The sequence below is a fragment of the Massilia frigida genome, from assembly GCF_011682175.1.
Lineage (GTDB): Bacteria > Pseudomonadota > Gammaproteobacteria > Burkholderiales > Burkholderiaceae_D > Telluria_A > Telluria_A frigida.
Map to the genome: position 1 here is coordinate 73,837 of NZ_WHJG01000012.1, position 15,638 is coordinate 89,474.

Annotated in this window: 7 protein-coding genes; all 7 read right to left on the reverse strand. The window is 70.3% G+C overall.

Annotated elements, in window-relative coordinates; genetic code table 11:
• Positions 1-45: 45 nt before the first annotated feature.
• From F2P44_RS13980 to F2P44_RS14010, 7 genes are read right to left on the reverse strand one after another with little or no spacing between them, the layout of a single operon-like run.
• Complete coding sequence (locus F2P44_RS13980) at positions 46-645, reverse strand: phosphopantetheine-binding protein (RefSeq protein ID WP_167087353.1); 600 nt, start codon at positions 643-645, stop codon at positions 46-48.
• Positions 642-4,259 carry an amino acid adenylation domain-containing protein gene (locus F2P44_RS13985; RefSeq protein WP_167087355.1) on the reverse strand — a complete coding sequence of 1,206 codons (3,618 nt, stop codon included), beginning with the start codon at positions 4,257-4,259 and terminating at the stop codon, positions 642-644. The genes F2P44_RS13980 and F2P44_RS13985 overlap by 4 nt, the downstream gene beginning before the upstream one ends.
• Positions 4,256-8,683, reverse strand: coding sequence for a type I polyketide synthase (locus tag F2P44_RS13990; RefSeq protein ID WP_167087357.1), 4,428 nt, complete (start codon positions 8,681-8,683; stop codon positions 4,256-4,258). The genes F2P44_RS13985 and F2P44_RS13990 overlap by 4 nt, the downstream gene beginning before the upstream one ends.
• On the reverse strand, positions 8,680-11,934 hold the full coding sequence (locus F2P44_RS13995; RefSeq protein WP_229423551.1) for a non-ribosomal peptide synthetase: 3,255 nt from the start codon (positions 11,932-11,934) through the stop codon (positions 8,680-8,682). Before F2P44_RS13995 ends, F2P44_RS13990 begins: the two co-directional genes overlap by 4 nt.
• A gap of 2 nt (positions 11,935-11,936) precedes the next feature.
• Entirely contained in the window at positions 11,937-12,656 is a 720-nt protein-coding gene (locus F2P44_RS14000) for a thioesterase II family protein (RefSeq protein WP_167087360.1), read from the reverse strand.
• A gap of 30 nt (positions 12,657-12,686) precedes the next feature.
• Positions 12,687-14,204, reverse strand: coding sequence for a S8 family serine peptidase (locus F2P44_RS14005; RefSeq protein WP_167087362.1), 1,518 nt, complete (start codon positions 14,202-14,204; stop codon positions 12,687-12,689).
• Between the two features lie 48 nt (positions 14,205-14,252).
• Complete coding sequence (locus F2P44_RS14010) at positions 14,253-15,440, reverse strand: hypothetical protein (protein WP_167087364.1); 1,188 nt, start codon at positions 15,438-15,440, stop codon at positions 14,253-14,255.
• Between the last annotated feature and the right edge of the window lie 198 nt (positions 15,441-15,638).

The window sequence follows — 15,638 nt, forward strand, 5'->3', positions numbered from 1 at the left end:
ACCGGCAGCGCGGAGGGCGGTTGATACGCGATGGGCGTGAATTGTTCAGGTGAACGGATGTGCGACGGGGCGACCCGGTGCTGCAGGTTCGGCGCCGGTCTGTCTCGGCTGGCGCGGAATGGCGCCGCCGGCCGGACCGTCGATGCAGGCGTGCTCCACATACGCCGCCAGCGCGGCAACCGTCGGGCTTTCAAAAACCACGCGCAGGGCAAACGAGATTGGCCATTCGCGGCGGATCAGCGTGGCCAGGCGCGTGGCGGCAAGCGAATGCCCGCCGAGATCGGCGAAGAAATCCTGATCGATACTGTCCGGGCGCGCGCCCAGCACTTGCGCGAACAGCGCGGCGATCGCCTGCTCGACCGGCGTTTGCGGGACACGCAAGGGCCGCGCGGCCGACACCGGCTGGTCGGGCAGCGGCAGCGCGCCCCGGTCCAGCTTGCCGGCGGCGTTGAGCGGCAGGGCGGCGAGCGCGCAGATCCGATCCGGGATCATGTAATGCGGCAGCGATTCCCGCAGCCAGCCGCGCAGCAGTTCGGGATCGCATTCCATGCCGCTGGCGGGTACGACGAACGCGACCAGCCGCTCATCGCACGCGGGCAGGCGCGACAGCCACAACGCGCGCAGCTTTTCGTGCGCCGGGCTCATTTCACCGCCTTCACGATCGCCATCGAATCGGCCCACCAGTACTGGCAGTCGGCAGGCGGGCGCAGGCCCCGCACCAGCCCGACCGAAAACGAGGAGAAGTGTTCCAGCAGCAGCCGCTGGTGGCGCCGCGACAGCGAGTCGATCTCGTTGGTGTAGTAGGTGAACACGCCGCCTGGCCGCAACATGCGCTGGGCGGCGGGGAAGAACGATGCCGCGAACGTCGGTGATGCGGCGACCTCGGCGCTGTACTCGTCCTCGGACGTCGGGTAGGTGTCGAACAGCACGCCGTCAAAGGACCTGGGCTCGAAGGCCCAGTCCTGCCAGCGGGTGGGCACGACCGTGACGGCGGCGTCCGGGCGCTGCGCGCGCCAGCGGCCGAGTCGTGCCAGGACGTCCGGATGGCACTCGACGATTGTGTGGGAGCGCACCCCGTATTGCTGCACCAGCGTGGCCGAGATGCCCATCCCGAAACCGATCTCGGCGACGTCGCCGCCGGACCCGGCCGCCGCTCCGGCCAGCGCCCGCATCAGGGGCCGCTCCCAGTCCTGCATCACCTGCTGGCCGTCGATCAGCAGCTCGCGCTCCGACCATGCGGCCGCGCTGGCCACCCAGCTCTCGCCCATCTCGGGCCGGGCCGACCCGGCGACGCACCGGCGGGCGATGGCGTCAATCGCCGTCAGATCGGCGACGGCTTCGTCGAGCGTGCGCTGCAGCAGCCAATTGCGCTGCGCCGGCTGCGGCGCCGGGGCGAAGCCGGGCTGCAGGAAGTTCAGGTAGAGAGCGAACTGGGGGGTGTTGCGCCACATGGTCTGGCTCCGGATCTGGTCTTGGTCGGTGTCGAAGCGATACAGGAATTGCGCTCCGGACGGGGTGAGCTGCTCCAGCCGCCACTGCAGCAGTGCGGCGTGCGCGTGTGGAATCGAGGGCAAGCGCATCAAGGTGGCCGCCGCGGCGCGCACGGTGGGGTGGCGCGCCAGCGCCGTTTCGATTTCCCCGGGCTCGATGCGATAGCCGCGCAGCTTTACCTGCTGGTCCGTCCGGCCGAGGTAGTCGAGCTGGCCGTCGGCGCGGTAGCGCGCGCGGTCGCCGGTGGCGTACAGGCGGCCCGGCCCGAACGGATTGGGAATGAAGCGGCGTGCGGTCAGCGCCGCGTCGTTCAGATAGCCGCGCGCCAGTCCCGCCCCGCCCAGATGCAATTCTCCAGGCAGGCCCGGCGGCACGAGTTGCATGGCGCCGTCCAGCACATACGCGGTGTTGCCGGCGATCGGACGGCCGATGGGCGGCGCCGCCAGCTGCGTCGCGTCGCGCGCCAGATGCGCGGCGGTGGCGGTAATCGTCGCCTCGGTCGGACCATAGGCGTTGATGAGCTGGACCGAGGGCAGCGCCTGCGCCAGCCGCGCGGCCAATGCCGCGGGCAGCGCTTCGCCGCCGACGAGGATGCGGCGCAAGGTGGTGCAGCCGGCAAAGCCCTCGTGATCGAGCAGCACGGCCAGCAGCGAAGGGAAGAGATCGAGCAGCGTCACGCCGCGGCTGCGGATAATGCGGACCAGTTCGTCGACATCGCGCCCATGGTCGCCGGCCAGGACGACTTCGGCGCCCGCGGCCAGGCCGCCCAGCAGTTCCGACAGCGCGGCATCGAAACTGAAGGAGTATTTTTGCAGCACCACATCGGCCGGGGTCAGATCCAGGGCCGTCTTGAGCCAGCGAACCTGGTTGGCGAGGGCCCCGTGTTCGATCAGCACGCCTTTCGGCACGCCGCTCGAACCGGAGGTATAGACTACCGCCGCCAGGCGCTGCGGCGGGATCGGCCGGGCGGGCATCGCCGGCGTATCCGGCATGAGCTCCTGCCACCAGGACGCGTCGTCGAGCACCGCGACCGGGGCGGCATCGGCCAGGATCGCCGCCGTGCGCCGGGCGGGAAGCGCCGGGTCCAGGTAGACGAACGCCGCCTCCGCCCGCCATGCCGCCAGGATGGCGACGGCGGTGTCGAGTCCATCGGCCAGCCGGATGGCGACGACCCGCTCGGGACCGGCGCCGCGCGCGCGCATGAGCGTGGCAAGCCGTCCGCACCGGCGGTCGAGTTCGGCGTAGCTCAGGCTGGCGTGCGGGGCGGCCAGCGCGGTACGCTCGCCGAAGTTCTCGAACACCCAGCCGGCGCGCGGCGCTTCCGCCTGCCCGGCCCAGGCGCACAGCTGCGCCTGGTCGGCGGGGCTGGCCAGTTGCAGCGTGCCGATCGGCTGGTCGTGCGACGCGAGCACGGCCGCCAGCACGCGTTCCCAGTGATCAAGCAGGCGTGCGACGGTGGCGTCGTCGAACACGTCGAGATTGAATTCAAAGCGGCTCAGCAACCCTTCTCCGCTTTCGAACAGGTCGAGCGCCAGATCGACGTTGGTGGAGGTGCGCTGATAGCCGATCTCCTCGCGCACCGCGCTGGTCCGCGCTGCGCTGTGGCTGGACTTGAAGAACTGCACCGTGGCCCGGTACAGGGGATTGTGGCCCAGCGCGCGGCGCGGCTGCAGGTGCTGGACGAGCCTGGCGAAAGGCAGTTGTTGGCCGGAATAGGCCGCCACGCTCGCTTCGCGCGTGGCGGCCAGCACCTGCAGGAAGCTCTGTTCGGACGTCAGCCGCACGCGCAGCAGGATGGTGTTGAGGAAGAAACCGATCAGGTCCTCGACTTGCGCCGGGGCGCGGTTGGCCACCGGCGTGCCGAGCACGAGATCGGTCTGGCCGGTGTAGCGATGCAGCAGGGTGGCAAAGGCCGCCAGCAGCACCTGGAACACGGTGGCCCCCTCGCGGCGCGCCAACGCGTACAGGCCATCGCGCAGGGGCGCGGCCAGCATGCGCGTGCGCACGTGCGCGCGGCGGGTGGGGATGGGTGGCGGCGCGCGATCGGTCGGCAGCGCCAGTTCCGGCGCGCCATCGAGATAGCCGCGCCAGAACGCCAGCAGTTCGTCCAGATGAGTGCCGCTCAGCTGCGCGCGCTGCCAGCGGGCGAAGTCGGCGAACTGCACGCGCGGCGGCGCCAGCGGCACTTCCCGGCCCTGCGAGAGGGCCTCATAGGCGGCGTTCAGGTCGCGCATCAGGACGTCGATCGACCAGCCGTCGGCCACGATATGGTGGATCGTGAGCAGCTGTATCCACCCGCCGGCCATGCGCAGCAGGGCGGTGCGCAACAGGGGGCCGCGGGTCAGATCGAACGGTGCCTCGGCCTGCTCGCGCGCCAGGCGCGCCGCCTGCGCCTGTTGCGCCGGGACCGGCTCGCCCGACAGGTCGAACACCGGCATCGGCGCCACGTCCGCGTCCCCGATCACCTGGAACGGGACGCCGTCGCGTTCGATGAACCGGGTGCGCAGCGTTTCGTGGCGCTCTACCAGATAGCGCCACGCCGCGTCCCAGGCGGCGCGGTCCAGCTCCACCGGCAGCGCCAGCTGCATGTGCAGGTGATACGAGGTGTCGTCCGGCTCGAGCTGTTGCAGGAACCACAGGCGCTCCTGCTCGAACGAGGCTTGTTCCTCGCGCAGGCCGGCGCGCGTGATCCGGTCCGGGCGGGCCAGCCTGTCGAGCAATTCGCGCCGTTCGGGGGACAGGCTGGCCAGGCGTTGCGCGAGGCTCACGCCGGCCCCCTTTCACCGAGCAGCGCGACCACTTCAGCATCCGGCATCGCTTCGATCCGGTCCAGCAGCCGCGCCAGTTCGGGGTCGGGCTGCACGTCCAGCGCGGCGGACAACTCGGCCACCGTGGGATGGTCGAACAGGATGCGTACCGGCAGGTCGCGCTGCAGCGCTTCGCGCAGGCGCGAGACGACCTGGATCGCCAGCAGCGAATGGCCGCCCAGCTCGAAGAAATTGTCGTCGGCCCCGACCGGGTCGATGCCCATCAAGTCGCGCCAGAGATCGGCGATCAGCGTCTGCAGGCCGGGGCTGGGCGCGGCGAAGCCAGTCGACATGCGGGGCCGCTCGTGCGACTCGGCGGCCGCGGGTCTGGACGGCGCCACCGCGCTCTGCGGTTGCAGCCAGCGTTGCAGGCGCGGACCGAGCGCGGACACCGAGACGATCAGCCGGTTGATGTCGGGTGTGGCCAGCACCCGTTCCAACACGTCGATGCCGTCGTCGGGGCGGATCAGCGGCTCGCCGCGATCTGCGCCATGGGTGTCGAAGGTCCAGCCATCCCAGTTGATGCTGATCCAGCGCGTGGCGCCGCCGCCCTGGGCCGCGGCCGCATCGAGCATGGCGTTCGCGGCCGCGTACGGGCCGAAGCCGATCCCGCCCAGCACCGCCGAGATGGACGACATCAGGCAGATGAACTCGGGTGGATCGTCCCGCAGCGCGTCGGCCAGCAGGCGGGCGGCGCGCGGCTTGGCCGCGAAATGCGCTTCGGAGACGTCGCGGCCGATGTGCGCGAAGCCGGGGAAATACGGCGCCCCCGTCAGCCCCGCGGCATGGAACACGCCGTGCAGCTTGCCGGCTTCGGCGCGCGCCTCGGCGACCATCCGCGCCACGTCGGCCGCCACGCCGCCGTCGCCGCTGCAGATCACGACCCTGGTGCCCATGGTTTCGATCATGCGCAGCCGGCCGATGCGCGGATCGGCGCTGTCGTCCCATTGTTCGCGCGGCGGCATGCCGCTGCGGCCCGACAGCACCACCGTGGCCGCGCCGCGGCGCGCCAGGAATTCGGCGATCAGCAGGCCGATCTTGCCGAGCCCGCCCGTGACGAGGTAGTTGCCCTCAAGCGCAGGCGCCAGTTCCGGCTGGGCCGGTGCCAGCGGGGCCGGCTCGAACGTCATCACCCAGCGCTGCGCGCCGCGGTAGGCGATCCAGGGCGCCGCTTGCGGCAGCGCCTCGGCCAGCAGGGCCGGGGCGTGCGCGCCGCCGAGCAGCGACAGCGCGGCCGCATCGAGGTCGATCACGCGGCAGCTGAGCTGCGGATATTCCTGCGGCGCGGTGACGGCCAGGCCGACGATGCCGGCCAGCTCGGGGTCGATTGCGCGCTCCTGCGGCGTCGCCGCGAACACCCGCCGGGTCACGAACAGCACGGTGGTGGGCGCGCTGCGGCGGCTCAGGCCATGCAGCAGCGCCAGTGCGCGATAGTAGAGGTCGGGGGGCGGCATATCCGGATCAATGCCGTCCAGCGAGATGACGGTGCTTAGCGCCGGGTCCGGCGTGCCGAGGGCCGCGGCGCTGCCGACGCACTCGACCGTCTGGCCGAGATCGGCCAGCGTGTCGGCCAGGGCGGCCACCTGCTCGCCCGAGCCGCCGACGATGGCCCAGGCGCCGGCGTACTCGGCCGGCAGGGGCGCGGCGGGCGCCGTGCGCACCCAGCGCGGCTGGTACAACCAGTCTTCCAGCGCCTGCGGGGTTGCCGGGTCCGCCGGCAGGGCGGCGGGGGCGGGAGCGGCGCCGGGCGGCTCGATCCAGTAGCGCTGCCGTTCGAACGGGTAAGTCGGCAGATGGACGCGCCGGCGCCGTTCGGCGCCGTAGAACGCGCGCCAGTCCACCGCTGCGCCGGCCGTCCACAGGCGGCCCAGCGCGTTCAGGGCGACGGCATCGTCGTCCGCCGCGTCGTGGGAGTGGCGGCAGGACGACACGATGACGCGGCCGGGCGCGCTTGCCTCGTGCTGCCGCGCGAAGCCGGCCAGGGCTTGGCCGGGGCCCACCTCCAGCAGCGCGCAGCCGGTGTCGCGCAGCAGATGGCCCAGGCAGTCGCCGAAGCGGACCGTGCCGCGCAGGTGGCGTCCCCAGTATTCGGGGCTCTGTGCCTCGTGCGGGCCGATCCAGTTGCCGGTCAGGTTGGACAGATAGGCGATCTTGGGCGCATGCAGGCGCACGCGCCCCATCGCGTCGATCATCGGCTGGACGGCGCCATCGACCAGATGCGAGTGGAACGCGTGCGAAGTGCGCAGCGCGTGCACGGTGACGCCTTCGCCTTCGAGCTGCCGGCCGATGTCCGCGATGGCCGCTTCGGTGCCGGACAGGACGCACAGCGATGGCCCGTTGACCGCCGCGATATCGGCCGCGCCGGCGAAGCGCCCGCGCAGCGCCGCCTCGGGCAGCGCCACCGCCAGCATCGCCCCGGGCGCCATGGCGGCCAGGATCTGGCCGCGCCGGACGAGCAGGAGCAAGGCATCCTCCAGGCTGAGCACGCCGGCAAGGCATGCGGCCGTGTATTCGCCCACGCTGTGGCCGGCAAGGGCGGCCGGTTTGATTCCCCAGTGCATCCACAGGCGCGCCAGCGCGTAGCTGGCGACAAACATCGCCGCCTGCGTCACCTCGGTGCGGCGCAGCGCGTCGCCATGGCCATCGTCGTGCATCAGTGCGCGCAGGTCGATGCCTAGCGGGCCGCGCAGGATATCCGTGCAGTTATCGACGATGTCCCGGTACACGGGCTCGGCGCGGTACAGGCCGGCGCCCATGCCGGGATGCTGGGCGCCCTGGCCGGGAAACAGGAAGGCGACGCCCTCGCACTTGCCGTCGTGCGGGTCGGGCGCGGCGCGGCGCGGCGCGCCGGCGCGCCGCCGCAGGCCGGCGGCGACGGCGGGCGAGGCGGCCGGCACCACGACGGCGCGGCGGCATGGCATTTCGCTGCGGCCCAGGTGCAGGGTATGGGCCACGTCGGGCAGGGACAGTTCGGGGTGGGCGTCGAGGTGGGCGGCCAGGCGCGCCGCGGCCGCGTCCAGCGCGCCGGGGGTACGGGCCGACAGGACCAGCAACTGCGCTGCGCGCGACGCGTCGTCGGGGGGCGGCTCGGGCGCTTCCTCGACAATCACGTGCGCATTGGTGCCGCCTATCCCGAAGGAACTGACCGCCGCGCGCCGCACGCCGCAATCGGGCTGCCAGTCGCGCAGCGCGGTGTTGACGAAAAATGGGCTGTTGTCCATGTCGAGCTTTGGGTTGGCGCGCGTGAAATGCAGGCTGGGCGGAATCTGGCGGTGCTGCAGCGCCAGCACGCACTTGATCAGGCCGGCGACGCCGGCGGCCGAGTCCATGTGCCCGGTGTTGGACTTGACCGAGCCCAGCGCGCAATAGCGGCGCCGCGAACTGCGCCGCCACGCCTGGCACAGCGCGGCGAACTCGATCGGGTCGCCCAGCGGGGTGGCGGTGCCGTGGGCTTCCATCATCGTGATCGTTTCCGGCGCCACGCCGGACATGGCCAGCGCGGTGGCGATCGCGTTGGCCTGGCCGGCCACGCTGGGCGCCGTGTAGCCCACTTTGTCGGCGCCATCGTTGTTCAGGCCCCAGCCGCGGATCACAGCGCAGATGGGGTCGCCGTCGGCCAGCGCGTCGGCGAGGCGCTTGAGCACCACACAGCCGGCGCCGTTGGCGCCGACCGTCCCCATGGCGGCGGCATCGAAGGAGCGGCAGTGGCCGTCCGGCGAGGCGATGCCGCCTTCCTCGTAGAGGTAGCCGCGCACCATCGGCACGGCGAGCGTGACGCCGCCGGCCAGCGCGACATCGGACTGGTATTCGATCAGGCTCTGGCAAGCCAGGCCGACCGCCACGAGCGACGTCGAGCATGCGGTACCCACCGTTATCGCCGGGCCTTTCAGGTTGAGCTTGTACGCGACCCGGGTGGCCAGGTGGTCCTTGTCGTTGCCGATCAGGATCTGGAAGTCGGTGACCCGGCCGGCCAGCCCGGCATTGCCGTAGAGGTGGAAGGCATAGGTGCTCATGCTGGTGCCGGCGAACACGCCGACCGCGCCCGGATGGCGCTCCGCGACGCAGCCGGCGTCTTCCAGCGCGGCGGAGGCGCATTCAAGAAAGACGCGCTGCTGCGGATCGAGGATCTCGGCCTCGCGCGGATTGAAGCCGAAGAAGTCGGCATCGAACTGGTCGATGCCGTCGACGACGCCGTTGGCGCGCACATAGGCCGGATGGGCCAGCAATTCGGCCGGCACGCCGGCCTGCAGCAGTTCTTCGTCGCTGAAAAAGCTGATGCATTCGCGTCCCTGGCGCAGGTTGTCCCAGAACTCGGCCACGTCGGCGGCCTTGGGAAAACGGCCGGCCATGCCGATCACCGCCACGCATTCGGATTGATCCGTCATGTGCTTCTCCTGTGCCGGCGCTCGGCCCGCGCGCTGCGCTGCTGCGCGATGCGCTGGTCGAGCAAGTCGATGGAATCGGGCATGTCCGCCCCGCCGTGCTCCCCGGTTTGCTCCACGTGCCGCGCCAGCGCCGCCACGGTGGGAAAGCGGAACAGGTCGACCATCGACAGGGAGTGCCCCAGCAAGCCGGCCAAGCGGCTGTGAATCTGCTGCAGCAGCAGCGAATGGCCGCCCAGGTCGAAGAAATTGTCGTCCAGGCCGACCCGTTCGTGGGCCAGCACTTCGCGCCAGACGGCGGCGATGAGGCGCTCGATCTCCGATTGCGGCTCGGCGAACGGGGCATGCGCGAGCCATTCGCCGCCTTCGTCGGGCGGCAGGGCCTTGCGGTCGATCTTGCCGCTGGGCGTCAAGGGGAAAGCGTCGAGCGGGATCAGCGTGGCGGGCACCATGTATTCTGGCAACTCCTGCTGGAGGAAACGGCGCAGCGCCTGGATGTCGTGCGCCCGGTCGAGCACGGCGTAGCCCAGCAGGCGCCGGTCCGCGCCGCCGCTGTCGCCGCTGGCGATGACGCAGGCATCGCGCACCAGCGGATGGCGCCGCATTACCGCCTCGATGTCGCCCAGCTCGATGCGAAAGCCGCGCAGTTTCACCTGGTGGTCGCGGCGGCCGATAAACTCGAGCGCGCCGTCGGCGCGGTAGCGCACCTGGTCGCCGGTCCGGTACAGGCGCTGGCCGGAATTGGGCGACGCGAACGGATTGGGGATGAAGCGCTGCGCGGTCAGCTCCGGGTCGCCCAGGTAGCCGCGGGCGACGCCGTCGCCGCCGATGTACAGCTCGCCGACGACGCCTGCCGGCGCCAGCTGCATTTCCTGGTCGAGTACGTACAGCTCGGTGTTGGCGATGGCGCGCCCGATCGGCACGCGCGGTTCCAGGGCCGCGCCGCGCTCCATCCGGTGGCAGGCGGCGAAGGTGGTGGTTTCGGTGGGGCCGTACCCGTTGATGAGCACGCAGCCGGGCAACTCGTCGAGCACGCGCCGGCACAGCGCAGGCGAGAGCACGTCGCCGCCGGCGAGCAGTTGCCGGACCCGCCACAGCGAACCGAGCTGGGCCTCGACCATTTGGTGGAACAGGCTTGCCGTCAGCCACAGGATGGTGACGCCGGCGCGCTCGATGCAGGCGCCCAGCTCTTCGAGCGACGGCAGCCCCGGCGGCGCGATTTCCAGCCGCGCGCCGTTCAGCAGCGCGCCCCAGATCTCGAAGGTCGACGCGTCGAACTGCAGCGGCGCGAACTGCAGCATCACGTCCCCTTGCGTAATGGTGCAATAGTTGCTGTTGCGGACCAGCCGCACCACATTGCGGTGGCTTACGCACACGCCCTTGGGCTGGCCCGTCGAACCGGACGTAAACAGCACGTAGGCCAGCGCGTCGGCATCGGCGCCGCTGTCCGGCGCGCTGTCGTCGGCCGGCAGGTCGATGGCGTCGAGCAGGGCCGGCCGGTGGCGGCCGACGGCGGCCGCCGCGCCGCTGCGCGAGACGATCAGGCGCGGCGACGCCTGCCCGATCATCGCGTCCAGCCGCGCCGGCGGGTAGGCCGGGTCGAGCGGGAGGTTGGCGGCTCCGGCCTCGACGATCGCCACCAGCGTCGCCACCATGTCGATCCCGCGTGGCAGGCAGATGCCGACGACATCGCCGCGCTGCACGCCTTGCTGGCGCAGCCAGCGCGCCAGCCGGGCCGTGCGCCTGGCCAGTTCGCCGTAGGTGAGGGTGCCGTCCTCGCCATTGAGCGCGACCGCGTCGGGCGCGGCCAGCGCCTGCTGGCGGAACAGCTGGCCGAGCGTGGCATCGCGCGGATAGACCGTGCCGGTGCTGTTGCAGTCGGTCAGCAGCAGTGCGCGCTCGCGCGGCGACAGCAGCGGCAGCCGGGTGATCGGCACATCGGGGCTGGAGGCAATGCTTTGCAACAGCGTTTGCCAGTGGCCTATCAACCTGGCGATCGTGTCGTCCGCGAACAGGTCGGTGCTGTACTCGACAATAGCGGAGATGCCATTCTCGTCCTCGCCCAGGTACAGGGTCAGGTCGAACTTGGCGTTCCCGTACGACACCCCGGAGCACGCCGCCGGGCCGGGCTGGTACGACGGCGCTTGCGCCGGGCCGCCGCGCTGCGCCGCGCCGTTCTGCAACACGAACATCACTTGGAACAGGGGATTGCGGCTCGGATCGCGCTGGGGATGCAAATTTTCCACCAGCTTTTCGAACGGCAAGTCCTGGTTGGCGTAGGCGCCCAGCGCCGTTTCGCGCACTTGGCGCAAGTGCTCGCGGAAGCTCGGCCGCCCCGCCAGGCGGGCGCGCATCACCAGCGTGTTGACGAAAAAGCCGATCAGCGGCTCCACCTCGGGCCGGTTGCGGTTGGCGATCGGCGTGCCGACCACGATATCGTCCTGGCCGCAATAGCGCATCATCAGCACCTGGAACGCGGCCAGCAGGGCCATGAACAGGGTTGCCCCTTCGCGCTGGGCGATGCGGCGCAGGCCGTCGACGACGGGCAGGGCGGTCGTTGCGCACTGGAAGGCGCCGCGGTAGCTGGGCGTGGGCGGGCGCGCGAAGTCGGTGGGCAGCTGCAAGTCCTGGTAGCCGTCGAGCTGCTCGCGCCAGTAGCCGAGCTGGGCGCCGAGTGCCTCCAGGGTCTGGCTCTGGCGCTGCCACGCGGCGAAGTCGGCGTACTGGATCGGCAGCTCGGGAAGCGGCGACGCTTGGCCCTGCACGAAGGCCTCGTACAGCGCGGCGATCTCGCCCGTGATGATGTCCATCGACCAGCCGTCCGTGACGATGTGGTGCATCGTGAGCACGAACAGCGACGCGTCGTCGGCCAGGCGGATCAGCGTAGGGCGCAGCAGCGGACCGCGGGTCAGGTCGAACGGGCGCTGCGCGTCCTCCATGGCGGTGCGGCGCGCCGCTTCCTCGCGCGCGCCGGACGGGGTGTCGCGCAGGTCGACGCTGGCGACCGGCACGGTCAGCGCTCCCAGCACTTGCTGGACCGGTTCGCCGTCGACGGCGTGAAAGACCGTGCGCAGGATTTCATGGCGCCGCACCAGCTCGCTGATAACCCTGCACCACACCGCTTCGTCGATCGCGCATGGCAAGGGCATATCGATCTGCAGGTTGTAGAAGGGGCTGGCGGGCGCGAGCAGGTGCAGGAACCACAGGCGCGTCTGCGAGTACGACAGGGGGAAGATGTTGGCGGCGGTTTCCATGCTCAAGCCATCGCGTCGTCGGGATGCAGGGTGGACAGGCCGAGATCGGTGCAGATCGCGTGCTGCACCAGGACTGGTGTCTTGTAGAGGTAAAAATGACCGCCGGGAAAGAGTCGGAGCCGGAACTCGTCCGCCGTGTGCTGGCGCCAGGCGCGCAGTTCGGGCCGGCTGATGCGCTGGTCGGTGATGCCGCCGAGGCAGGTGATGGGGCAGGACAGCGGCGGCGCGTGCCGGTAGCGGTAGTGCTCGGCGATCTCGAGGTCGGAACGCATGACCGGCAGCAGCGTGTCCATCAGATCGGGCTGCGCCAGCACCTCGGGCGGCGTGCCGTCCAGCCGCAGCAGCTCCGCCTTGAGCAGATGCCCTGGCAGCGCATGTAGGGGCGGGCTGCGGCCGTTCAGGTGGGGCGCGCGAAAGGCCGAGACGAACAGGTGCTCCGGCTGGCGCAGTCCGGCGCGGCGCATCATGCGCGCCAGTTCGAAGGCCACCAGCGCGCCCATGCTGTGCCCCAGCATGGCGTAGGGCTGGTCCAGCAGGGGTTCCATGCCGTGCGACAAGTCCCGCAGCAGCGCCTCCATACGGCGCGGCATCGGATCCTTGTAGCGCGCTTCGCGGCCGGGCAGCGCGACCGGCATGATTTGCAGACTGTCCGGCCCGGCCGCCAGCCAGGAACGGAATTGCGAAGGGCCCGCCCCCGCATGGGGAAAGCAAAGAAGCCGCATGGTGGGTTGCCCCCTTGTTGCACCAGTTCGTTAGCCCAGTTGGGCGATCATGGCGAGGATTTCTTGCTGCTTGCCTTCCAGGTCGGCGATCAGCGCCGCGACGCGCTGCTGCTGCGCGCGGCAGGGGGCGGCGGGCGGGTCGGCCTGGGGGGGCGCGGGCCGGCCCGCCTGCGGCACGCCGGCGCCCTGGATCGGGTCCGGCAGCGCCAGGTCGATCGCGCTCGCCGCCAGCAGTTGCCTGAGCTGTTCACACTGGCGCGCGTCGCCGGTGCGGATTTCAGGGTGCGCGGACAGGGCCGCGGCCGCCAGTCCCGAGACGAAGGCGCAGGCCATCGATGTGCCATCCCAGGCCGCGTATCCGCCGGGCACGCTCGATATGATCGCCACACCCGGCGCGATGAAGGCCGTCTGCGGCCCGCTGTTGGAGAAATTGGGCACGAACAGGCTGGTCGCGTCATTGCGCAGTTCGGCGATGCGCAGCGCATGGGCGCTGCCGGCGGGGAAGGCGTGCATCGAGCCGAATGCCGTCACCGCCAGCACGCCGTCGCTGGCCGCCGGGTGGCAGAGCTGGTGGCCGCCGTCATTGCCGGCGGCGGCCACCAAGGTGATGCCCGCCTGGGCCGCCTCGGCCAGCTTGAGCGCGAGCAGGGCGCTGGGGCTGTCGATGGCCAGGCTCATATTGACGATATCCATGCCGTTGTCGATGCACCATTGCAGGCCTTCGAGCAGGTCGCTCAGCCGGCCGCCGGGAAACGCCTTGACGGCATACAGGGCGACGTCGGGAGCGACACCGCATACGCCATTGACCGCATTGCGGCCGCCGATCACGCCCGCGCAGTGGGTGCCGTGGCCCTTGTCATCGCTGCGGAAGTCGTCCGCGCCGGCCCCGTCCAGCGCGTTCATGCCGCCCGCGACCACCAAGTCCGGGTGGTCGGCAATGCCGCTGTCGAGCACCGCGACCTTGACGCCGGCGCCTCCGGACACCTCGCTGGTCATGCCCAGCCACTGGCGTTCCCACGCAGCGGCGCCGCGCGCAATCAGCGGGGTCAGGGTGACCTCGGTCGTCCGGTCCGCCGCCGGCGCCGGGATCACCCGCGCCCAGTAGTTGGCGGCGGGCGACACGATCACGTGTTCGATCACCTGATCGAGCACGCGCACGCCGGCCGTGCCGTCCTGCCCGGTGCGGCCCCGGTAAGTGGCGCGCTCGCCTTTCACGAACAGCGTCGCGCCCGCGACCGGCGCGCCCGTTTGCGCGTCGCGCACGGCAAAGAGGTATTCCTGGCCACGGTCCGGCCCTACCTCGAAACCGAGCGCCGGCATCGGCGCCAGCAGCGTGAGCGGCTGGTCTTCCTCGATCAGCATCTCGCCATGGTCGCGTGCGAGGTTATCCGCTTCGGCGGCTGTCATTTCCACCACCTGCGTGCCGCTCGTGCCGGCGCGTCCCAATTGCTGTTCCGGCAGCCCTGCGACCACGTCCTGCAAGCTCAGGCCCGAGCCCATCCGGACGTGCCGGGGCACCGCGATGATGTACCGCTTCGTGATCGACATGACTTCTCCCTGACCGGGTCGTGCAGCATCTGCCGACCGGCATAACGTTCAGCGTACACCGAGTGCCTGCGCCTGTTGGTGCTGAGCGGTATGCAGTTGCTGCAGGTAAGCCAGCATTTCCGGCGGCATGGCCGCCCACTGTTGCTGCGCAAGCTCGGCCTCGTGTCGCGCCGCGCCCTCCCGGTAGGCAGCTTCTTCCAGCATGGCGAGCTCGACTTCCTGCAGCGCGGCCGCATAGGTCGGCAGGTTCATGCCGGCGGCCGCCGCTTCCTGCTCGGCCAGCGCCTGATACTGCTGTTTTTGGTACTGCGCCAGCCCGGCCAGCTGCTGCTGTTCGTGCTGCTGAGCGAGCTGGGCCATTTGCTCTTGCTCCTGGTGCCGGGCCAGCTCGGTCAGGTGGTATTCATGCGTCTGCAGCGCGGCCTGGTAGGTGGGCAGGTCCATGCCGGCAGCAGCGGCTTCGTCCGTCGCAGCCCGGTGCTGTTCGTGCGTCTGCAGCGCGGCCAGGTAAGTGGGCAGGTCCATGCCGGCAGCAGCGGCTTCGTCCGTCGCAGCTTGGTGCTGTTCGTGGTCCTGCAGCGCGGCCAGGTAAGTGGGCAGGTCCATGCCCGCGGCAGCGGCTTCGTCCGTCGCAGCCTGGTGCTGTTCGTGGTTCTGCAGCACGGCCAGGTAAGTGGGCAGGTCCATGCCCGCGGCAGCGGCTTCGTCCGTCGCAAGCAGATGCATGTGTCGCGCTTCGGCGGTCTCCGCTTCGAATTGCGCATGTTCCAGCGCGGCCAACTGCTCAAGCAGCATCGCCTTCCGCAAACTGTATTCGTTCATGGCTTTACCTCCTACGCGGTGGTTTTTTGCCGCGTACGGACGGACTGGGCGGCAGGTCGGATGGGTGTTCGGAGTCGGATGGGTCGGGTCCCGCCGTGCATCATCGGCGGGTCGAAGCATGGTCAGCAGCTGGTCGGATACGTTGACGAGATGATCGAGGGTGGCGCGCAGCTCACTGCGCAGCTGCTCTTTTTCAGCCTCGGGAAGATCGGCCATCTGCGACAGGGCGTGCTGGCAGGCATCAATGGAGCGCCGCAGTTCGCGGCTTTCCAGGGCAGCGCCGTCAATCACCGCCGGGGATGGCCGGGCAGGTGCGTTGGCGCCCGCAGCTACGGCGGACAGATGGTCCGGGAACTCGCTGTAGCCCCGCAGGAACGCTTGGGAAAGGCGGGCTTGAAAAGCGTTAGCTTGCATGGCATTCGAACCTCCATTCGACCTGAACCCAAGTGTATGCCGATTGACTGGCGAAAACAACCAACTGGTAATAAAAAAAGAATAATGTTGTATTTACTGGACGAAGGCATTGCCGTTGCCTCCGGCGACACACCGATGAGTGTGGTTTGCGCATGTGCGTCGCCGCACCGGTGAACGCGGGATAGTGCCAGTGATTGT